The organism is Limosilactobacillus urinaemulieris, from assembly GCF_932750685.1.
Taxonomy (GTDB): domain Bacteria; phylum Bacillota; class Bacilli; order Lactobacillales; family Lactobacillaceae; genus Limosilactobacillus; species Limosilactobacillus urinaemulieris.
On sequence record NZ_CAKOBX010000004.1, the window covers coordinates 131269 to 153543 of the forward strand.

General features: G+C 30.4%; 25 protein-coding genes and 1 pseudogene. 21 read left to right on the forward strand and 5 right to left on the reverse strand.

The features are described from left to right. Window positions 1-64: 64 nt before the first annotated feature. From MR181_RS04255 to MR181_RS04300, 10 genes are all read left to right on the forward strand, one after another. The gene (locus MR181_RS04255; protein WP_242335424.1) at window positions 65-667 is read left to right on the forward strand and encodes a sugar transferase; all 603 of its coding nucleotides are present in this window, start codon (window positions 65-67) and stop codon (window positions 665-667) included. Further along, window positions 667-1431, forward strand: coding sequence for a glycosyltransferase family 2 protein (locus MR181_RS04260; RefSeq protein ID WP_242335263.1), 765 nt, complete (start codon window positions 667-669; stop codon window positions 1429-1431). The genes MR181_RS04255 and MR181_RS04260 overlap by 1 nt, the downstream gene beginning before the upstream one ends. Beyond that, window positions 1428-2168, forward strand: coding sequence for a glycosyltransferase family 32 protein (locus MR181_RS04265; protein ID WP_242335266.1), 741 nt, complete (start codon window positions 1428-1430; stop codon window positions 2166-2168). Before MR181_RS04260 ends, MR181_RS04265 begins: the two co-directional genes overlap by 4 nt. A 7-nt stretch (window positions 2169-2175) precedes the next feature. Continuing rightward, entirely contained in the window at window positions 2176-3411 is a 1236-nt protein-coding gene (locus tag MR181_RS04270; RefSeq protein WP_242335269.1) for a hypothetical protein, read from the forward strand. 118 nt (window positions 3412-3529) lie between these two features. Continuing rightward, the gene (locus MR181_RS04275) at window positions 3530-4501 is read left to right on the forward strand and encodes a glycosyltransferase family 2 protein (RefSeq protein WP_242335271.1); all 972 of its coding nucleotides are present in this window, start codon (window positions 3530-3532) and stop codon (window positions 4499-4501) included. Then, window positions 4501-5694 carry a glycosyltransferase family 4 protein gene (locus MR181_RS04280; RefSeq protein ID WP_242335274.1) on the forward strand — a complete coding sequence of 398 codons (1194 nt, stop codon included), beginning with the start codon at window positions 4501-4503 and terminating at the stop codon, window positions 5692-5694. Before MR181_RS04275 ends, MR181_RS04280 begins: the two co-directional genes overlap by 1 nt. A 4-nt stretch (window positions 5695-5698) precedes the next feature. Beyond that, complete coding sequence (locus MR181_RS04285; RefSeq protein WP_242335277.1) at window positions 5699-7156, forward strand: flippase; 1458 nt, start codon at window positions 5699-5701, stop codon at window positions 7154-7156. 143 nt (window positions 7157-7299) lie between these two features. Next, window positions 7300-8307, forward strand: a complete 1008-nt coding sequence (locus MR181_RS04290; RefSeq protein ID WP_242335280.1) for an acyltransferase family protein — start codon at window positions 7300-7302, stop codon at window positions 8305-8307. Window positions 8308-8518: 211 nt separating this feature from the next. After that, entirely contained in the window at window positions 8519-9598 is a 1080-nt protein-coding gene (locus MR181_RS04295; protein WP_242335283.1) for an FRG domain-containing protein, read from the forward strand. A gap of 78 nt (window positions 9599-9676) precedes the next feature. Next, window positions 9677-10345: a hypothetical protein gene (locus tag MR181_RS04300; protein WP_242335285.1), complete on the forward strand. Its 669-nt coding sequence runs from the start codon at window positions 9677-9679 to the stop codon at window positions 10343-10345. A 399-nt stretch (window positions 10346-10744) separates the two neighbouring features. On the opposite strand, the gene MR181_RS04305 is transcribed toward MR181_RS04300, so the two are convergent. The 4 genes from MR181_RS04305 to MR181_RS04320 all read right to left on the reverse strand — a co-directional run bounded on the left by MR181_RS04305 (window position 10745) and on the right by MR181_RS04320 (window position 13344). Beyond that, on the reverse strand, window positions 10745-11149 hold the full coding sequence (locus tag MR181_RS04305) for a transposase (protein WP_242335289.1): 405 nt from the start codon (window positions 11147-11149) through the stop codon (window positions 10745-10747). Then, complete coding sequence (istB, locus tag MR181_RS04310; RefSeq protein WP_242335292.1) at window positions 11146-11898, reverse strand: IS21-like element helper ATPase IstB; 753 nt, start codon at window positions 11896-11898, stop codon at window positions 11146-11148. The genes MR181_RS04305 and istB overlap by 4 nt, the downstream gene beginning before the upstream one ends. Before the next feature lie 4 nt (window positions 11899-11902). After that, window positions 11903-13114: an IS21 family transposase gene (gene istA / locus MR181_RS04315; RefSeq protein WP_242335295.1), complete on the reverse strand. Its 1212-nt coding sequence runs from the start codon at window positions 13112-13114 to the stop codon at window positions 11903-11905. An 83-nt stretch (window positions 13115-13197) separates the two neighbouring features. Continuing rightward, entirely contained in the window at window positions 13198-13344 is a 147-nt protein-coding gene (locus MR181_RS04320) for a hypothetical protein (protein ID WP_242335298.1), read from the reverse strand. Between the two features lie 73 nt (window positions 13345-13417). Here MR181_RS04320 and MR181_RS04325 point away from each other — a divergent pair, with 73 nt between their 5' ends. The 9 genes and pseudogenes from MR181_RS04325 (at window position 13418) to MR181_RS04355 (ending at window position 19491) form a co-directional block, all read left to right on the forward strand. Continuing rightward, complete coding sequence (locus MR181_RS04325) at window positions 13418-13609, forward strand: hypothetical protein (RefSeq protein WP_242335301.1); 192 nt, start codon at window positions 13418-13420, stop codon at window positions 13607-13609. Window positions 13610-13660: 51 nt separating this feature from the next. Beyond that, window positions 13661-13807 (forward strand): annotated as a pseudogene (gene tnpB / locus MR181_RS08845) (IS66 family insertion sequence element accessory protein TnpB); the annotation flags it as partial. A gap of 390 nt (window positions 13808-14197) precedes the next feature. Next, window positions 14198-14344 (forward strand): hypothetical protein, encoded by a 147-nt coding sequence (locus MR181_RS08850; protein ID WP_301050069.1) that lies wholly within the window; start codon window positions 14198-14200, stop codon window positions 14342-14344. Between the two features lie 52 nt (window positions 14345-14396). After that, window positions 14397-14567 carry an ATP-binding protein gene (locus MR181_RS08855; protein WP_277956491.1) on the forward strand — a complete coding sequence of 57 codons (171 nt, stop codon included), beginning with the start codon at window positions 14397-14399 and terminating at the stop codon, window positions 14565-14567. Window positions 14568-15173: 606 nt separating this feature from the next. Further along, window positions 15174-15407 (forward strand): LemA family protein, encoded by a 234-nt coding sequence (locus tag MR181_RS04335; RefSeq protein ID WP_242335304.1) that lies wholly within the window; start codon window positions 15174-15176, stop codon window positions 15405-15407. Between the two features lie 409 nt (window positions 15408-15816). Then, window positions 15817-17046, forward strand: coding sequence for a hypothetical protein (locus MR181_RS04340; protein ID WP_242335307.1), 1230 nt, complete (start codon window positions 15817-15819; stop codon window positions 17044-17046). Next, window positions 17000-17503, forward strand: coding sequence for a hypothetical protein (locus MR181_RS04345; protein WP_242335310.1), 504 nt, complete (start codon window positions 17000-17002; stop codon window positions 17501-17503). The genes MR181_RS04340 and MR181_RS04345 overlap by 47 nt, the downstream gene beginning before the upstream one ends. Before the next feature lie 5 nt (window positions 17504-17508). Next, window positions 17509-18054, forward strand: coding sequence for a hypothetical protein (locus MR181_RS04350; protein WP_242335313.1), 546 nt, complete (start codon window positions 17509-17511; stop codon window positions 18052-18054). A gap of 57 nt (window positions 18055-18111) precedes the next feature. Further along, complete coding sequence (locus tag MR181_RS04355) at window positions 18112-19491, forward strand: IS3 family transposase (protein ID WP_242335316.1); 1380 nt, start codon at window positions 18112-18114, stop codon at window positions 19489-19491. 93 nt (window positions 19492-19584) lie between these two features. On the opposite strand, the gene MR181_RS04360 is transcribed toward MR181_RS04355, so the two are convergent. Continuing rightward, the gene (locus MR181_RS04360; protein ID WP_242335319.1) at window positions 19585-19746 is read right to left on the reverse strand and encodes a sunset domain-containing protein; all 162 of its coding nucleotides are present in this window, start codon (window positions 19744-19746) and stop codon (window positions 19585-19587) included. A 901-nt stretch (window positions 19747-20647) separates the two neighbouring features. On the opposite strand from MR181_RS04360, the gene MR181_RS04365 reads away from it, so the two are divergent. Both MR181_RS04365 and MR181_RS04370 read left to right on the forward strand, forming a co-directional pair. Beyond that, window positions 20648-21442 carry a helix-turn-helix domain-containing protein gene (locus MR181_RS04365; protein ID WP_242335321.1) on the forward strand — a complete coding sequence of 265 codons (795 nt, stop codon included), beginning with the start codon at window positions 20648-20650 and terminating at the stop codon, window positions 21440-21442. Between the two features lie 18 nt (window positions 21443-21460). After that, window positions 21461-22252 carry a DUF3800 domain-containing protein gene (locus MR181_RS04370; RefSeq protein WP_242335324.1) on the forward strand — a complete coding sequence of 264 codons (792 nt, stop codon included), beginning with the start codon at window positions 21461-21463 and terminating at the stop codon, window positions 22250-22252. Window positions 22253-22275 lie beyond the last annotated feature (23 nt).

The following is a 22275-nucleotide window of genomic DNA, read 5'->3' on the forward strand; positions in this document are numbered from 1 at the left end:
AAGCAAATTGCAAGCATTAGTGGAAAATATAGATGATAGTAAGAAAAAGTTAAAGTTCCTAAGTATGATCGGTACGCCTGTTCCTAAGTCAAAACTAGTTGGGAAAAGAATTTGTGATATTATTTTTGGCATTTTATTTGGAGTCATTAGTTTACCGATTATTTTAGTGTTTGCAATTATAATTAAACTCACTTCAAAGGGCCCTGTCTTTTTCAGACAAAAACGGGTTGGTTATATGGGGAAGCCAATTGTTATTACTAAACTACGGTCAATGCGTAATGATGCAGAAAAGATGACTGGTGCAGTTTGGGCTAAGAAGGATGATCCACGAGTAACAACAGTAGGTAAATTTATGCGAAAGACTCGTGTGGATGAATTACCACAATTTTGGAGCATCATTAAAGGTGATATGAGTTTAGTTGGCCCTCGACCAGAACGTTTTGTTCTTACTGAAGAGTTTTCTGAAAAATGGCCTGATTTCCCACGAAGATTGCGGATTATTCCTGGATTAACCGGCTATGCTCAAATTCACGGTGGGTATGATCTTAAGCCAAATGAAAAATGTAAGTTAGATAATTATTATATTGATCATTATTCATTGGAATTTGACTTTAAGATAGCGTTTGAAACATTGAAAATTATTATTACTGGTGATGGAGCAAGATAATGGAGCAAGCACCTTTTTTTTCTGTAATATTAAATACCCATAATAATCAAGAAACCATTGTTAGAACATTTGAATCGGTATTAAATCAAACTTATAAATCATTTGAAATTATTATAGTAGATGATTGTTCAACTGATTCTACAATTAATTTTATTAATAAAATTAATTGTAGAGAAAAATTTATTCATTTAATAAGATTAAACAGAAATATGGGAGTTTCTTACGCAAGAAATATTGGTATAAAGAAAGCAAAAGGAAAATATATTGCTTTTATAGACGGAGACGATCTTTGGAAAAGTGAAAAATTACAAAAACAGCATGACTTTATTTTGCGTTGGGATGCTGAGTGGGTTTTTAGTAACTATTCGGTAGTTAATAATAAATATCAATATTTAGGAGAACGTGTAAGAAAATACGGCATTTATACTTATAAGGAAATTATTTCAATGGGGAATCCTGTTGGAATGTTGACGGTGGTAGTAAAAACTTCTATTTTGAGAAGTAATCATTTTAGAAATATTAAACATGAAGATTACGATTTATGGATTAGGCTTTCAAAAAAAGGGATTCCAGGATTTTTGATGTTAGATAGCCTATCTTATTATATGAAGCATAAAAATTCTGTATCTGCTAATAAACTTCAATCTATTAAGTGGACTTTTGAAGTTTTTAGAGCAAATCATATTAATATTATATTTAGTGTTTTTTTAACTTTAAGATATATTATTAATTATTTTTATAGGAAGAAGGAGAAAGCATTATGATACCCAAAATCATACATTACGCTTGGTTTGGCTCAGAAAAACCGGAACAGATTAAAAACCGGGTAAATGAGTGGAAAAGTGTGTTGCCAGAATGGAAATTTATCTGTTGGAATGAAAATAATTATGACATTCATAAATTTAAGTTTTCTGGGGATAAGTATGATAAAGGGCAATACGGATATATTGTTGATGAGTTGCGATATGATGTTCTTTATAATTATGGCGGGTTTTATTTAGATACAGATGAGGTAATAAAAAAGGACCTAACTCCCTTGTTAAATAATAGAATGGTTTGGGGATTTATGTATGATAATAGTATATCTGGTGGTTTAATAGGTTCTGAACCACAGGAAGAATTCTTGATGTATTTATTAGATACGTATGCCGGTAAAATTAATACCGACATTTATAATAAATTGGGCAATTTTACTAGTAATCCTATTATTACTAGTATTTTTTTGAGAAAGTGGTCTTCTTTGAAATTAAATGGGGAAAAGCAGGAATTAGAGAACGGAATAATAATTTTTCCCAAGGATTATTTTTGCTATTTAAGTAGGAATAATAAAGCAAATTACGCACAACATCTATTTGATAATTCTTGGGGAGTAAAAAATAAGGGAATGTATGGATTTATGAAAAGAAAAGTTTCTTCGCTTTTTCCATATGCTTTTTCTAAAATTTCGGCTAAACGAGGTGCAAAAATTGCCGAGCAAGATATGAAATTGATAAGAGAGTAGTGAATTTATGAAAATAATATCTGAAATAATTATTATAACTTTGTTGCTATTCTTTTTTCCAGCAATAGCAGGCATTATCTTTTTAGTAGCTGCTTTCTTTAGTTCTGGAAAGAAGCCCTATATTTACTTACTGCTCTTTTGTACGTTAACTAGCTTACTTTTTTTAGATATAATACCTGGATATGGCTTAGATTTTGATAGGTACATGCAAATAACCAGTTCTTTAAAGTTCATAAAGATTTCATCTTTACATGATTTATATGAATTTTATAAAGTAAACGCGATGAATGAAACTAATAATTATTTATTTATGTTAATTCAGTATTTTTGCTCAAAATTTAAGGTAGGTAATTTACTTTCTGTTATATCCGTCTTTCTTTCTTCTTTTTTCTGCATTTTTCCCTTCTTAGATATTGTTCAGAAAGAAGATAAGCATAGATTTTTAGCACTTTGCTTAGGATTTATTTGTCTAAATATTTTAGGGTACGGATATATGGCAAGTGTAATGAGATGGTCACTAGCAGTAACGTCATGTTTATTTGTTAATTATCTTTTTTTTATACGATTAAAAGAAAAAAAGAAATGGGCTTTTCTTTTATTAATACCGCTACTATTTCATTTAGGAATAATTTTAGCTGTAGTAATGTCGTTCTTTGTCTTAGTAGCGAAGAGGGTCAGATTATCTGAGTTAATTATATATATAATTTGTGTTCTTGTATTTTTATTTACTTCAATTAATGGATCGAATTCCACAGATCTTACTGGGCAACTATTAAACACAACTAAAATTTATTCTAAAAACTTTTTAGCATCAGGGCAAACTAGAAATGCTGTAATTTTGAATATAGTTATATATACAGCGTATATTATTTTAATATTAATTAATATAGTAATTCATAGGTTAAGCCCAGACGTGATAAATCCATTTACCAATTTGTCCATACTTGCCATTATCTCTACTCTACTACTTTCTACAAGATACTTGATTCTTATTCGTTTTATTTCATTAGCTACTTTTTTCATAGCCGTCGATATATTGCTTACAGTAGCAAATGAAAATCATTTTATAAATTTCTCGGAAGGAAAAGGATTACTTGTGTCTTTACTATTTGCCTTTGACATTTTTATTTCTTTTATTTTTGGATATGCTTCTTTTTGTCAATTTACATTTCCTGTTGGTTCGTTAAGAATATGGTTTGTTAGTATTTTTTACTTAATTAATCATGCAATTCTTATAGGGTGATTAGAATTATTTGGTAATTATAGGTAACACTTAATGATTTGTGCTTGAATTAACATTAAATATTATTAATGTAGATGATTTAGTGTTAAAAATGATTAATATCTATTCGGAGAACAAAATGAAAAAAGTTAGTTTAATTTTACCTGTTCACAATTCACAACAATATTTGGAAGAATGTTTGCAAAGTATTAATGATCAGATTTATAAAAATTTTGCATTAATAATAGTTGATGATGGCTCGAAGGATAATTCGATAAAGATAATTGAAAGTTTTATAAATTCGACAAAGATATCTGTTAAATTTATTAAAAATACTGTATCAAAAGGTGTTTCTGTTTCTAGAAATTTAGGACTTAGTGTTGTAGATACTCCCTTCGTTACTTTTATGGATAGTGATGATATTATTTCACCTTTTCATATTCTGAACTTAGTTAAAGGAATGAATAGTAATGATGTAGTTTTATCGATAACCAGTGTTACTAGAAATATAAACAAATTAGATAAGGTAAGGAGTAAACGCTTTATTTATGACTGTGATAAGGCAATAATAGGTATTCTTGGGTGGAGAGACATTCAAGGATTTGTTTTTAATAAATTATTTAGAATGTCTATTATTAAAAAAAATGGAATAAATTTTAAAGATAATATACATATATCAGAAGACCTATTATTTGTAGTAAGTTATTTTAGTTTTTGTGATAAATTTAGAGCATCATTTAATAAGAGTGAAACATATTTTTATAGAATTAATAAAAATAGTGTTATGCATAAAAAAATTTCAACTGATTTAATGAAAAAACAGTTGGAGGAACAATTAGTTGTTTATTCAGAGATTGAATTAATAATAGAAAAAAGGAAATTTAGTAATGCAGTGATAGCAAAATTTTATGAAGATTATCTAATTTTAATAAATAATATAAAATTCAAAGAAAGAAAAAATGGACTAATGATTAACGGGAAAAATAATCATAAGCAATATACAAGTCTAAAGGATAAGTATCTACTGAAAACACTTTTAGATATCTCAATTCCAGTAAAAACAAGACTCATTTTTTTAATTAGATTAATTTTAAATAAAAGGGTGATTTAATGAAATTAGCAATTATTACACCATTTTTCCTACCTGTTCCTTCGGTTAAAGGAGGAGCAGTTGAGCAAATTATAACATATTTTATTTACGCAAATGAAAAATATCATTTCTATGATATTGATTTATATACTATGTCATCAGACAAATTAGATGAGTATTCTTTTAAATATACAAATATTATTCAAATAAAAAACATGCAAGAACATGTATTAATAAAAATATATTATATGTTTAATAATATTCTTTTGCATTTATTGGGGCGCGGTAAAAGTAAAAGTTATATAGGTTATAGGATCAGAAATGTTTACAAAAAGAATTTTTATGATATTACTTTAGTGGAAAATAATATGGATTTGTATAATTCATTAATAAAAGAAAAAAAGAATGAAAAATTTATTTTTCACCTTCATAATGATTTTAACAATGGAGATGCTGGGAAAACACTTTTTAAAACAAAAAATATCATTAATACTGCTGATAAGATAATTGTTGTAAGTAATTATTTAAAAAAGAAACTTCAAAAAATTGGAGCAGAAAATGTTTCAGTTGTGTACAATGTTTTTTTATCTAGACGATTTGAAACAGTATCGGAAGAGAAAATTCAAAGATTTAAAAGTAGATTGAATATACCAACTAATAAGACAATATTTACATTTATAGGCAGATTAACTCCTGATAAAGGGGCTAAAGAGTTATTAGAGTCTCTACATTTATTAAAGAATAAAGAAAATATATACTGTTTAATTATCGGTGATAATCTTTATGAGGGGAACATGCATAATAAATATAAAAACAAGCTTGCTAAATTAGCAGGTTCGTCAGGAATTTCTGTAAGATTTATGGGGTATATGGAAAATAAAGATCTACCAATAATATATTCTTCCTCAGACTGTATAGTTATCCCTAGTCAAGTTGAGGAGGCATTTGGCGTGGTTGCATTGGAGGCAATGGCTATGGGTAAACCAGTTATTGCCTCCAATGTTGGTGGCTTACCTGAGGTGTTATCACAGAAAGGATCTATTTTAATTAATAATAATGATCAGTTTGTTGAAAAATTTGCTGAAGCAATAGATATTATATCTTCAAAAAAATTATTACGAAAAAAAATGGGTAAAGCAAATTTTGAAAAAAGCAAGATTTTTCCCAATAATGAGTTTAAATATTATAAAGAGCTGGCAAAGGAATTAGTATGAATGTATGAAAAAATCAATTAAATTAAATGCATTTTTAAATACAGTAAGAAATGTAATGAGCTTAGTCTTTCCCTTAATTACTTTTCCATATGTATCACGTGTGTTAAATGTTAATGGAATTGGAAAATATAATTTTTCAAGTTCTATAGTTAGCTATTTCTTTCTAATTGCCACTTTAGGAATTGAACAATATGCAGTACGGGAAGGCTCTAAAATTAGAGATAGCAATAAAAAAATCAATATATTTGCAAATCAGATTCTAACAATTAATGTTTTTTCTGCTACTTTTGCATATATATTACTTCTTATATGTTTGCTAATTTTTTTAAATAAATTACATTCTTATTTATTATGTATTCTTATTTGTAGTATTCAGATTGGCTTTTCAGTTTTAAGTGTAGAGTGGTTGTATACAATTTATGAGGATTTCCTGTATATAACGCTCAGAAGTATTATCTTTCAGATCTTGTCAATAATATTACTATTCACTTTTGTAAAAAGTCCGGGGGATTATTTAAATTACGCCGCTGTATCAGTGTTTTCATTGGTTGGCTCTAATGTATTAAATTTTGTTAGGGCAAAGAAGCATTTTCAACTACATCTAGATTTTCACTTTAACTGGTGGGAACGAATGCGCCCTATTCTAATAATATTTGCGGCAAGTGTTGCAAATGTCATTTATGTTAATTCTGATTTAACCATTTTAGGATTTATAAAGAATAATTATATTGTTGGAATTTATACAATCTCAAGCCGAATCTATGTAATCTTGAAAAATGCAGTATCGGCTATGCTATTAGTATCAGTACCACGATTAGCTTTTTATTATGGTAGAAAAGAAGTAAATAATTTCAACTTATTACTAAGTAAGGTACTTAACGGTTTAATTATTATAATTCTACCTATAGCAACGGGGCTATTTATGTTGAGTAGACAAACGGTACTTATTATATCCGGTGCACACTTTTTGAGATCAATTACTTCTCTTAAAATACTTTGTTTTGCGCTAGTATTTTCAATACTTGAAGTTATTTTGAGTACATGTGTTTTGATCCCCCTTAAAAAGGAGAAGTATGTATTAATAAGTACATCTTTAAGCGCCTTAGTTAATGTTTTATTAAATTTACTATTGATACCAAAGTTTAATGAAAATGCTGCAGCTTTTTCTACAGTAATAGCAGAGTTATTACTATTTTTGATGAATTATTATTTTTGTAGAAATATTGTAAAAAAGATTTTCTTTTCAAAAGAGTTTTTGACGAATTTTTTAGAGTCAGTTTTGGGATGCATGGCAATCTGCATTATTTGTAAACTTGTACTGCAAACTGTCCCATCACTTCTATTTGGAACGACAGTAACAGTTATCTTAGGAGTAATTTCTTATACTATTACACTTCTACTATTTAGAAATAAGTATGCAATTTCAATTTTTAAGATATTATTGCAAAAATTAGGTTATTAATTATCAATTATATACTATTATTAATCTTGATCAGAACTGATTACACTTTACAAATATTGAAAATCACGCTAATCGGCGTATCAATATAGTTATTGAAGATAGTTTTATTATTTTACAAACTTACAAATGGCAAGGTGAAATTAATGAAAAAAAGAATTTCAAATATTGAATTTTTAAGAATTCTAAGCATGATAATGATAGTAATATCTCACATTTCACTTTATACAAACTGGGAAGGAATAAGTAACCTTTCTCCTTACAGCACAGTAAGATTGTTAGGCTTTGATACACTTGGACCTATTGGAGCGGTCTTGTTTTTTATGATTCCAGGTTTTTTTGCACGTGATTATGATGTTGATAAAGCTATTTATAAATCACTCTATAAAATTAAATCAGTTTGGATAAAGACATTTTTATATTCTGTATGTATTTTATTTATTTGCTACCTATTATCTTTAACTAAAATTGGTTTAAAAAAAGCTGTTGTTGCTTTTTTCCCTTTTTCATTTAACGAATATTGGTTTGTGACTGCGTATATACTGCTTATATTAAGTTCACCATTTATTAACTATATTTTGTTTAAGTGTTCTGAAAAGCAGACGAACTATTTGGTCCTTATGTTATTTTTATTACTCTTTTTAGAGTTGGTAAATAATTCACTAGTTAGTCGATACTTTCTTGCTTTGGAATCATATATTATTGGGTTTAAAGTTAACTTTTATAAGGAAAAAATAAATTCTTACAAATGGACTATTTGGCTTTCATTAATCGCATTTTGTTTAATTGACGTATGTACAATATATTTTTCACGAGCTATAGGTATGGAATTTTCACATTCAGCTCATTTTACCCAATATGTTTTAGCAGTAGTAATAGCTACTTTTATTTTTACATTGTTCTCAGTAACTCAACCTCTTTATTCTAAAATTATTAATACATTAGCAAAAGGGATGTTTGCAGTATATTTAGTTACTTCTAATCCTAACTTTCAGGATTATTTCTATAATTCAATAATTCAAATGAATAAATATCAAGATAAATTTTATTTACCACTAGTTGAGATCTTAGTGACTATTTTAATCTGTCTTTTCTTCGGCTTATTAGATGTATGTTTGACTAGTATTTTTAAGATTTTTAAAAAGGTCAAATAATAATTATAAAGAAAGCGTTTAGAACATTTTAAGTACTACTCAGTATCAAGAACATCTTTCTATTTTTGCGATCAATCAAGGGTTAGGCCTTCACTGACTCCTTGGTTAATTTCTGATATTGCATTTAGATTATAAATCTGGGAAATTCCTATTAGGAAGGTTTAAAGAATAAACAGATATATAAACAATAATTCTAACAGGAGAGAAGAAAATGAAAGAACTTATCCTTCAAACTAATGATCTAACAGAATATATAGAAAAAATATTGAGTTGTAAGCATAAGCATGATAAGGAAGTTCTTTATTATCGGGGACAAAATAATATCAGTTATAAATTATTACCAGCAGTATTAAGAAATAAAAACTATTATTTGAATGAAAGTGAACTATTTAATAGTTTTTTATCTGATTCTCCTAATTTGTTCAAAAACTGTAAAAACAACTATGATCGTTTAACAATTATGCAACATCATCAGCTTCCAACACGCCTTTTAGATGTGACCAAAAACCCGTTAATTGCTTTATTTTTTGCTTGTTTAGATAGTGAGGATAATGACGGTTGTGTATATATTTTTTCTGATAGGATAGATAGTAATAGTCTAAAAAGGACACTTGATTTTTTGCGATTTCAAGGAGTAAGTAAAAATCTTGATGAAAATTCTTCTAATTTACATAAATTTTTCAATAAGACCCCATATAGTGATGAAATAGAACTTGAAGCATCATTAATTAGGATTAGTATGAGTGATCGTACTAATATCTTAAGAGAAGTTAGTAGATTTTATGATTTTTTATGTGGTTACTCTAGTTGGAGCTATGAGTATAATAAGTGGATTAAGAATAATAAGGTTAGAAATAGTATGGAGGACACAATTTGGAAAGAATATAAGAAATTAGCTGGCTTTGGATCTTTTGCCGTACAACAACTATTTCATGAAGCAAAAAAGGATATACAAAATTTCCGTGTAATGATGAATCCTATTCAACTTATCCTTCCAAAATTGGTGAGTTCTCGATTAATTGATGGAAGAATAAAGAATCAACGGGGTGCCTTTATTTTTACGCCATTTATTAGTAAATCCAGCTTTGATGATTTAAAAGTAAAGACAGAAATGCTAATTAATATTTTACGACTCCATGATAAACAAAATAAAATGATAAAAATTGTAATACCCAATTCTAAAAAGAAAGAAATTTTAAGAGATTTAAGTTTATTAGGAATAGATTCAAACTTTGTTTATCCAGACGATTATTCAATTATTGCTGATAAGATAAAAGGGAGATACTGTTAATCTTGTTATTGTACGGAATTTTAGGTTAAATATTTAAGTGTTTTAGTAAGTATAGTAGTGTAGTTAGGAGAATAGCTTGTGAAAAAGGCAAAAGACAGAAAAAGCTTTTGGAAACTTTGGAAAATAATGGAGGGAAAAAAACTTCCAGACACAAGTAATAATGAACAACAAATAATTGAAGGACTATTTAAAATTAATATATTTATAAATTCTTTGGCATTAATGTTAGCCTTATCTATAGTTTTTGATGTTTTATTAATTGATTATTGCATTATGAGTTATATTACATCGAGCGATCTTTTTCATATAAAAATATATTTTTATAAAATTTTAATTATAGGGACTCTATTTTTGTTAATTCTGTTATATTTTGCGTGGATGAATAAAGATAATCGACATCCATTGATTTATAATTTAAAGTTAGTATTAGTTTTTAAGCTTCTTAATAAATTTGATATTAATGATAATGCGGCCTTAAAGTGCTTGATAAAAAGTTTACCTAGGCAAAACGAAACTGATTTTTTTAGTAGGTTTGATATGGCTAAATATGGGGTATTTGGTTCTTTATTTGTGCCTATTTTAACAAGTATATTGTCTAAAAATATTTATATTTCAATAATTGCTGGTATATTAATAATAATCATTATCTTATTAATAAATCATTTCTCTAGCAAAAGGAAATTAAGTATTGCCTTAGATATTTTAAGAATTGATGTAAAAAAGAATAATATGTTGTTAAAAGGGTAATGGTCAATGCTATTAGGGAACTAAAATTTATAAATACTATTATTAACAAATAGAATGTTCGGTTATTTATTAAAATGAAGGATTACAATAGTGAAGTGCAAGACAAAATTAAATTATTAAGTTGCTAAGGTATGGGCACTGTACCCCTGTCAAGTTTACACATTAAATAATAAAAATGCCGTAACGAAATTTCGTTGCGGTAAGGTCGTTTCTTTCTACTCAAAGTCAAGTCATATCAGTATTTAGTTACTGTTTTGACCTGACTTTTTGAGTTTATTATTACCAATAACCGTTTTGGATTCTGATTTTGGGTATACTAAAATTAACCAGTTCAAAATGATTTTAAAATTATCGTTGAACTAGCTATAATAAGTGTTGATCAAAGGTTATCTTTGTCAATTAGTGATGGTTGGCAAGTTGATAATCATATTTCTGACCATAGATTATTAGGTGGTAAATGGTTCTAATCAGTTTATGGACAGCTGCAATCGCGATCTTCTTAGAGCTTCGGCTCTGGGAAGATTTTTTCTTTTGTGCGTAGTAGTCCGCAATGTGAGATTGATGATAGTAACTAGCTGAAACCATCTGGCCAATTGTTCTGTACAGAATCTTACGAGCCATTGCATTACCGCGTTTACTAATATGATCAGCTGCAGTGAGCTGTCCTGATTCATAATGACGTAAATCCACTCCAACAAAGGCATTTAGGGCGTTTGGGTTGCGAAAGCGACGAATGTCACCTAAGGGTGTCAACACCGATTTAAAATTGTCAGAAATCACCGGTTTAAAAATGTACTTTTTCACCGGTTTAAATGCTGTTTTGCATGTTGTTCCGTGTAATCTTTCATACGATATGATTTGCCAGAAATTTTAAATATTTCTGAATGATGGACTAATCTATCTAGAATGGCATTGGCAATAGTAGGATTAGAGAAAGTCTGTCCCCATTTAGATAGCGGAATATTAGTAGTAACAATGATTGACTTTTTTTCATATCTCCTTGAAATTAGCTGAAAGAATAGGTTAGATCCTAAATCATCAATTGGTAAGTAGCCGATTTCGTCGATTATTAAAAGCTTATAACGAAGATAGTTCTTGAGCATAGGCTCAAGACGATTCTCTTGATAGGCTAATTTCAGCCTTTCAATTAGTTCATGACAATTAACAAAATAAGTACTTAAATGATTTTTACATGCTTCAACTCCTAGTCCAGTAGCTAAATGTGTTTTACCCACACCAGAACTGCCAATAAATAAAACATTGCGTGCATTCTCAACAAATTCCATTGACATTAAATTGGTTATTTTCCCTTTATCAACAGAAGGTTGAAAATTAAAATCTTTAATTTCTTTTTGATAGGGAAAATGCGCCGTGTGAATTGACATACGTGCTGAGCGATGCTTACGGTAATTTAATTCTTTATCAGTTAATTGTTTAAGGATTTCAGCTAGTGAGAGTTTTTTGTCTCCTTCAAGGTAATTTGGTAGATATTCTTTAATAGCATTTAGTTTTAGTGCTTCTAAATTATTTTCTAATTCTGTATAAGCTGTCATTAATTTATCCTCTTAAATTGTCAAACATAGTAAGATTACGTTGAACCTGTCTCTCCAATTCTTCTTCGGCGAGATCATGATATACACCATTGGCGAGTATTTCTTGTAGATCATCATGGTGGTAATTTATTTTCTGATTCGAAAGCGAATGCTTTCGCAGAAGACGGCCATCAAATGATACAAGAAGTAGTGAGTCGGTTATATTGACTGTAACTTCTTTTCCGATATACTTAACTGGTACAGAATATTTATTACCCTTGTAAGTGATCATGGATTCATTAGAAACTTTGCGAGTTTGATCCCGATCAATTATTGAAAGAAGCAAATTCTTGTCAAAAGGCGATAAATATTCTTTTTCTTTTGTCCATAAAGTGTTGGGCTTCTCCCCAGTTGCTTGACTCAATTCATTATTAAGCTGCACATTTAACTTATGAATTAGCTGTGCTAAGTCATTTATATTATCAAATTCATAATCATAGACTCTTAATCGTTCAATAGTTCTGGCTAGCGATTCGACTTTACCTTTAGTTTGTGGTCTGAATGGTTTGCATGATTTAGGTATGAAGCCGGCAGTCCGTGCAAACTCTAGTAACTTCTCATTCCATACAACCTTAGTAAAGGAACTTCTAGCATGATCAACAGCCGTTTTCATATTGTCGAAGACAATTTCCTTAGGAACTCCGTTCATGAATTCAAAAGCTCCGACTAAACTGGAGAATAAGGTGTCTTGTTTCCGATCAAAGACAAAATTAAGATATTTTTTCCTAGAATATCCAAGAACATAAAGAAAAATTGAGAACTTAATAGGAGTACCTTTTCGGGTATGTAGAACAAAATCCTCTTTCCAATCAACTTGTGCAGATTGACCTGGCGCAGTCTGAATTCTTACAACCGGAGTTGTGTGCTTTTTCACTTTGATTTGATGACAATAATCACGCAATATACTTATACCGCCGGTATAACCCATCTCCTTAATAAAATAGAAAATTGAAGTAGCTGAACAAGAATTTTTAACCTTCTCATCAATAATGTTTCGATAGGGATCTAATTTACTTTTACGTCTTTTTCTTTTGTTTTCGTAATCATCTTCTTTCAAATAATAATATTTTTTAGCAGTCCTCGGATCACAGCCTAATTGGCGACCTAATTCAGTGAAATTTGGTTTAATTTTATCCATTTGATATTTTCTCAACTCCTGTCGAATATCTTGTCTCATATAAATTCCTCCAGATTTAATATGAAACAAGTATAAAAAAATGTTGGAAAACCGACAATTTTAAATCGGTGTTTTCCAACATTTTATAACCGGTGTGGACATAAGGTGCTCAAGAGTAGTACTGCGGTTGTGTTTGATATTCCTGGAACACTAGTAAGAATTGATAAATCATCATGTTTCAATTGACGTGCCATAGTAACCATTTGAGTAACGACTTCTTTTGTAAGCATACCATAACAACACGCCTATATTTAATTTTTCAAATATCCTATACTGAAATCATCAGTAAGGAAGTCCTTTTTATTGGAAGAAAAACACGAAATTATTATACCTAGCTTTTCCGCTAAGCAGGAATTATCAGCTAAAGCAAAACGAAGTAAACCACATTTAGCAGCTAAGATGACAATAAATGGTGTTAAATTATCGATCTTCAAAGAAACTAATCCCAGCCTGGTGATTGAATTAGCGAAAGTGATGGTTCGGTATGCTCGTTAATTGGCAGGATCCAGATAAGGTTTATCTGGTTTGTGGTAAACTGATTTACGGAAGAAAATCGACGATTTAGTAATTGTAAACGCCGAAAATTATGGATTAGAGCTATATAGTAACTCGTTATTTTTTTGTGGATCCCGCAGTGATCGGTTTAAAGCATTATTTTGGGATGGTGAAGTTTTTATCTTGCTTTATAAATGATTTGAAAATGGTCGATTAAAGTGGCCACGAAGTAGTTCTGAAGCTAAGCAACTTTCACACTCTCAATTGTCTACTTACTTAAAGGGTTAATTTACATAATAAGGCTGTATCAATTGCAAATTATCGTCAACAAGTCAATGATAGCTGAATTAGCTTTAGTGAAGCTCTATTAGAACTAATCGATAAGAAATTGCTTATCAGCAACAAGAGAGCTTAAAAGGAAGAATCAAACGAGTTAGATTTCCAATTATCAAACGACTCAATAATTTTGACTATCAATTTCAACCTCAATCAACATCAAATAGCTGAGTTTGCGACGATGTTATTTTTAGCAATTAAGAGAATATCATTTTTATTGGTAGATCTGGTGTAGGTAAAACACATCTACCAATTGGTCTTGTCATCGAAGCATGTCAACAAGGTGTACGAACACTATTTATTAATTGCCATGAACTAATTCTTAGATTGAGGGTGGCTCAAGAGAAGCAAAACTTAAAGCGCGTAATGCATCGATACAAAAGGTATGAGAGCTGTTAATTATTGATGAATTAGGCTATTTACCAATATTAACGAAGGAAGCAAAAAACTAATAGATAGTTATTATGAACGTAAATCAACGATCATAACGACCAATGTGCCCTTATCAAGTTGGGAAACCGCCCTCTATAGTACGGCAACCGCAGAAGCCATTTTAGACCGGCTTGTCTATCACTCATACGTAATTAAGATCAAGGGAAAGCTAACATCGGTCGATTTTTAAGTCGCCCCAATCATACATTGTTAAACCGCCATAAAGTGACAATTTAAAACCGCTCTTGACACTTTTTGCAAGGAAGCATTGTCCAAGCAATACACTCTTTAGGATATACTCTGAATAAAATGGTGATCTATTAATTTTTGGGTATAGTAAGCTAGTCGGTAATGCTATCCTTGATCAGGTTGGGATAACTGGATGGACATCATTAGGTAATTTACTAGTTAATGCTCCTAAGGTGTGTATGATGAGTTTCTTATTCGGACTGGTACTAATTTGAAAAGCGAGGATTTCTTGACTAGCTTCATCAATGATTACTGAGATATAGGTCCACTGATGATTGGCTAAACAAGCTTATTTCTTAGTATGTTTTACTTAACAGTTGTAAAGCACTTTACTTTAGCTAGGGAGTTTTTTATTTGATAAAAGAGAATAGAAAATGAATATACAACTACAAGAAGTAATTGTTAATGAATTTAAAGTTGTATTACTATTATTAGTTATCTTGGCTTTTAGTATCAGTAATGGTTAAATTAATCGTCAGCAAAAGGTTCTAACAGCAAAGATAAATATTTCCAATGAAGAGGGCGGATCTATTTAAGGACATGGTTGATGCAGTTCAAAGCTATATTCAGTACGAAAGGCTCAACTCAACAAAAAATTACTGATGTTCGTGTTAAAGCAAGCTCTGGTACGATTAACCAGACAAGTTCATCTCTTAATGCCGTAGTTGAATATTATTCACAATTGAAACCTCAGAATAATTATAAGCAGTCAATGTTGGAATTTAGTATTATTGAAAATCGTTTAGCTAATTATTATGAAGATTACAATGACAAAGTATAAAACTGTAACGTGTATATTCGTTGATTCCTTAATTACCAGATCTTGAACGTGATTGGAAATGATACGAAGATATATCAGCTACTTAACTATGATGTAAACAAACAATACTAAGGTAGCTATGAAGTCAGTGGATTAGCTGAATAGCAAATAAAAATTAGTTGTGTATATAATGATAATTACCATTTCTATATTGATAGACGTGACATTTTTAGTACTGCACCATATGAAGAGAATACAACAACCGGCAGTGTGGTAGAATTATACGCTTTTAGTAGCCAGAGGAGCGATGGCTAAATTAGGCTCGTGCTCTCTGGCATTAACTAGTAATTTACAGGAGAAGCTAACATATTCTTTAGATATAAGTGAAAAGATGCTATCCTTATAAAAAATAAAAATGAGGAATGATAATATGGAAACTACTAATGAATTAACACAGCTAATTATTGAGGATATAATTCCATCACGAATCAATAAAACAAGTCTTCAACATTTTTTAGAAGAGACAGATCATAAGAATAAATATTCACATAATTCAAATAAATTAAGCTTGGTATATGACTTCTTTGATAACTGTGCAGATGCAAAAAACAATTTTAGTGAATTCGTTATAAAAAATTTAATGTATGGTAAGTCAAGAGTAATAACAGAGAGTGATATTGCTAATATACCCCATCCAATTACTAGCAAGAAAAAGCTTATTAATCAGTTAAAAATATCAGAAAACAAACTCAATCTTAATAATATTATGTCTTTTAATCCTTCTAATAAATTTAAGACGATTTATAGAAATGTAGTTCTTGATAGAGATGATGAAACAAAGGATAAAATTAAGCATATAGATATTATCTTTGCGAGAAAATATATAGATCCTTCGCCAGAAAGCCAAAAGTTAAGAGGTGAGTATGTTTGGGTTGAAGTTGATTTTGAGGCATTTAAGGTTTGGCTGCACATGTCGAGTAGACATAATAATCAAGTGGATCGTGAATTACCCTCACAACCAATGCTACTTTTTAATTATTTTAAATCAATATTGCATAATAGCTATGGTATTATGATTAACGAAAACAGTGAAGAAGATTTTATTTTTAAGCTTTATTCCTACCTTACAAAGAAAGATGAAGAGAAGTATTTGGAAATGGTTAGAAAAGAAGAAGACAGCATTGAAGAACTTTGTGATAATATATTGGAAAATCTAGATATCGAAGATGATGATAATGAAGTGTTAGAACGAGTAAAAGGTGTTTTTTTACGAAAAATAATTCAAAATGATTTTAATAATTTTACAAATAATCCGAATGTAGAAGGAAGAGTAAAAGCTTTCATTTTCAGTGATCCTGAAGGAACAAGGTTACAAGCCAGCAAAGGACCTGGAAGATCACTAATAGGTGATGAAATTAATATTGAAAGCTCAACAGCTTATTTTGACAATAAAGAGACAATAAATAAGGCGCAGAAACTTTTTTCTGTGTTGATAGTATGGACACCAGGATATGATGACATTAGTAACTTTCTACAGGTACGTTATACAGCCTTTCCGGGCTTTTTAGAAACTCACTTTTTGTATAGTGATATAACGGAGGATGAGTATAAAAATGTACTTCAAAAAATTAGAAGAATTAGAAAAAACAATGAAGAATGACTTAATTGCCATTGATGCAATTCAAAAATTAGATATATGGTTAATTAATTTGTCACATGAAAACACAAAATATATAAATCCTTTACAATTTGCTACGGATTATAATATTATAGCTGCAACAGCAGCTCACATTATTGAAAAGGCTTATAAGTTAGGGCTCTTTAAAAAGTTCTATCGAGTTATATCGCCAAGAATGGAGCCACTGATTGATGGTTGGTCTAAAGAAAGTATTGAAGCAGGAATTGAAAATAATGAAATCTATTCAATTGAAGAAGACAGTTACATTCCTGTTTCGGAATGTCAATTTGTTCTTTATTATAGATTGGTTGATACGCCATCAAATCTGCCAAAATACATTACGGAACCAAAAAAAGTGAGAGCCCCATTGTATTCAGACAAGACTGTTAAGAGTATAGGAAACATACAACTGTGCAAAGAATATGAAGGGGCTTGGTAATCTTTATGAAAAATAATAAAGAAACATGGTATTACATTGTAATTACAATATTAATAATAGCTTATATTTCAGTAAGTATTTGGGTATTTCTTGGCTCGAAGATAGCTTTTGATAAAAGACTATCAATGTTAATGACGATGATTTCAAGTTCATTATCAATTTTAATTTCTATTTTAGTAGCATCATTAGCTGCTATAAGGCAATTAAGAACATATGAGAAGCAGAAAAAAGTAGATAAACAAAACAAATGGGAAAACATGAAACTTCTTGTAGAACTTGAACTTAATAGTGACAAAAGGAGACTTTCAAAATATATTGATAGAGAGTATACCAGCAAAGAGGTTTTACAACACATGCTTAGTGTAAAACTTTGGGAAAACTCAATTGAATATATTGCTTATGGAGAGGAGAGTGCTAAGGAACTTTTTGAAACATATCAGAAGCTAAATGCAATAAAAACAATGGATTCTAAGGGTATAAGCGATGATATAGTGCAAGACACATTTAGCAAAGTAGGCAATACATTAAAATTAATAAATAAAGCTCGATAAATACATTAAGTTGATGTGTACCCCTAGAGTTGGAAATCAATTCTGGGGGTATTTTATATGACCAAAATTAGTATGAATACTAAGATTAAAGCCGTTGAGGAATATGTCAATGGTTCAACCACTTTAGCCAAAGTAAGAGCTAAATATGGGATTGCCAAACTTGAATTTCAAATTTATGTGGGAATTTATGCAAAATTCGGTAAACAGGCACTACTCAATCCACCCAAAGTGACTGGGGATTTTCGGTTGAATCTGGTAAAGTGGAAACAAGAAAATTTGGCGTCAATCCCTAAAACTTGTATTCATTTTGCTTTCCGTTCGCCTGGTTCAATATCTAAATGGGAAGCTCTTTACAATAAACAAGGACCGCAAGCTTTACTACGATTACGCCACGGAAGGAAAGCTAAAAATGATCAACCAACACGACAAACATCAAGCCGAGGAACTACACCAACTCCAGAAGCAAAACCAAGCCCTACAAAGAGAAAACTTATTGTTAAAGATTCAACTCGACGCCTCAAAAAAATTAACAGCCTTGAGAAAGCATCCAAAAAAGAACTCGCGCAAGTAATCTATGAACTCAAGGCCAAATACCTGTTAAAAGATCTGATTGATGCGCTCTCCATCGCGATGTCTACTTACCAATATTGGCAAGCTAAGTTTGAACATCCAGAGGTAGAAGAAATAGAACTTAAAGCAGTCATTAAAGGACTCTTTGACTACTATGAAACTGAATATGGCGTACGACGGCTAAGTTCACAAATTCGCGATTATTATCATTTAATTGGAAAAGAAGCACTTAATCATAAGCGAATTCAGCGTTTAATGCATGAAATGGGGCTTAAATGTACTAAATATAATCGGCGGGTTCGCAAGTACAATTCCTCTAAGGGACCAACCGGTAAGAAAGCGAAGAATAAGCTCAATCGTCGTTTTATGAGTAACCGTAAATACCAGAAAATGGTTTGCGACATTACCGAATTCAAGGCTCACAACGGACGAAAAGTATATCTGGAAATGATTAAGGACTTGGCAACTAACCAAATTCTTACCTGGTCAATTGGTGATCATCCTAATCTGCAGTTTGCCTTAACACCACTAAAAAAGCTTCTCCAGCAGTTACCTCATACCGGATACCAACTAACACTGCACACTGATCAAGGCTGGCATTACCAACATCGCGCTTGGCGAAAGTTTCTTCGTCAAGGCAGAGTTAGGCAAAGCATGTCGCATCGGGCAACCTGTCTAGATAACGCTGCCTGTGAAACAGTTTTTAGTAAGCTAAAGGCAGAAATTGGCCCTGATACCAGTTATCGTAATCAAGAGGAGTTAAGACAAGCAATTAATAAATGGATTCATTTCTACAACGAACGACGGATTCAAATGAAACTAGGCAACCAAACTCCACTTCAATACGAGCAAAGATTGATTGCCTAGAAAAAATATTTATTCAGTTTTAAAGTAAGGACATACAAATTCCAACTTTAAGAGTGCACATCATACCGGGAATAGGCGAGAAGCTCTTAAATATTATCTAAGTAATTTACGATATCCAGTCGCCTGGGCTTCTGCCTCACTATTGAAGTAAACGGCACTCGCTGGGGTCATATGGTATTCTTGCTGATCAGATGTATGGTAGATTTTGGAATTAGCATTGCCGACAATCATCTCGTTTGCTTGATCAGTCTTCACATCACTAGTAGAGGTGCTATTAGACGGTGAATTTACGGTGCTCGTTAATTCTTCATCTACTGAGCTACTACTTGATGATTTTAACTATCGGCTTAATATAAGCCTAATTGTTAACAGTAAAGGTTGTCTCTGTACTCTTGCTATCATAATCATCTTCATTAGTTTTGGTTGATAACTTTAAATTTTTAGAAGAATTACCGTTCTCATCTGCTTCGACTTTATAAGGACGATTGTTTCCATCAAGTTTGGCAATGGCAACTTCTGCATTTGCCTCAGTTTTTCTTCAAAAGTGACTGCCTTGTCATCTTCTGAATTAAGCTTGATCGCCTTATCGGTAATTTGTGCTTGTTTACCATCAGAAATATTGACGGTTAGTGATATTTGAATTGTCTCGACTGACTGTACTGCTGGAATTACCTATAAGTATAAACTAGTGGCAATCCCGATAATAATTTTTCCAGTATAATAGGATATCATAGTGGAGAATTTGTAGCTAATATCACTAGAACTGGTGAAAAAAGGACTTATTAATTTATTTTTGTCATCTCCTGGTATAATGAAAGAGCTTTGAGAATTGAATGGTCAATCGACGCAACTATGTAGCTACGCTGGTTGACCATTTTCGTGTTTAGAGGATGCTTACGAAAGCAAGAGTAATGATTATATTTGTGAAAAGAGTTTTTATTTTGTAATTATGTAGCTTTCAGATATACATGAACTTAAATGCTACTTTCGTGCATAGAGAGATGTTTTTGTATAGACGGTAAATATTTGATTTCTTCAGTGTAAAATTTCAAAAAAAACTGAATTTTAATCCACTTTCAGTAATTACTAAAAGTTAAAGTAATTTGAAAGGGTCTATGTTAAATTTTATATATCTTGAAAAGAAGGGGTGCTGATTATGAATCGTCTGAAACTTTTAAGAAAAGAAAAACAATTGACACAGCAACAATTAAGTGAAGAACTGAAAAAGAGAAATGTCAAAGTTTCTGTAGCGTTAATATCGTGTTATGAACGGGGAAAATTTCCTCGTAATAAAGAAAAACTTCAAAAAATTACAAATTACTTTAACGTATCAGTAAACTATTTAACTGGTAAAAGTAATTCTAAAGCTCCTACGATCTTAGATAAGATTAATTTTGGAGAAAAAAGGGAAAATAATAACAACATTTACGTAGAAAGAAAAAGTAAACATATGACGCAAGAAGAATTGGGAAAGGAAATTGGAGTTACTCGGGAATATATTTCTGAATATGAATTAGGAGTTCGCTCAGTACCCGTTGAAAACTGGGGAAAATTATCTGAAGCATTAGGAGCAGAGTCTAGCTATTTATTGGGAGTTAATGGTAAATATCTACCGCACAGTATGGATAATTTTATCGCAAGTTTAAATGATCGCAAATTATTACAAGCAGTAAATGAATTGTTGAGGCAATTAGATTATGCCTATAAAGATCCAGCTTTTGCTCTCTTATACATATTACTTGCTTTTTGTGGTGAAAATAACGAAAAGGAAATAATAAATGACTTGAAAAGTATTAATAAAAATTCGGTATACATACTTCACTCAATTATTTGTGGCGCTCTAACGATGTTATTAGATGGAGAAGGTAAAGAAAATGAAATGGACAATGAATATTTCATGAAATTGTTTTCAGTTATTGAGGACTATGATTATAAAAAGTATGAGTTTTAAATCAGAGAGGTGAAATTGATGAATAGGTATACTTTATACTTAGATGAGACAAAGCTATGGAATAAAAACCGCGATCAGCCCAATGTATATGGGATTGCTGGTGTGATAATTAATGAAGAAAAGAAGTTAGAAATTGACAATAAGTTAACTGACTTTAAAAAGGGATTATTCAAAAATCCTGAAGTAATTCTGCATGAAACAGATATAAGGCAAGCTGGTAAGAATAATAAAAAAATAATTAATGAAATACCAGAATACTCTTTATTAACTAGAAGGAAAAATATGAAATTAGTTTTTAACCAAATTGGAGATATTATTAATAATTACTGCTATGTATTGGGAACAATTATTGATGTAACATCTCTTAATAAAAATTATAGGATTAAAGAATCTACCTATACTTCTTATTATCTTGGTATGAAAACTATTATGGAGAATTATACAAAATTTTTGTATGATCATAATGCTACAGGGAACATAATACTAGAAAGTAGAAAAACAACTAATAATCAAAAATTAGATTCGAGAATACGTAAACAATATTATAAAATAATGTGTCATGGCACGTATCGGTATTCTGCTTTATATTTACAAAACAAGTTAACAGGAATTTCTTTTGTAGAAAAAATGAGTAATGATAATCTTTTGCAGATTGCTGACTTTATTCCACGACCTTTATTGTTGCATTATGTAAAAGTAGGGCAAAAGAAAAGCAATCCTAGCATTTATCAAAAGATTAGATGCAAAAGGTATGATGGAGGTACAGTTTATAATGGTGCCGGAAAATATGGTGTAGTTCTAATTAATTAAAACTATCCATTATGGTTAATATT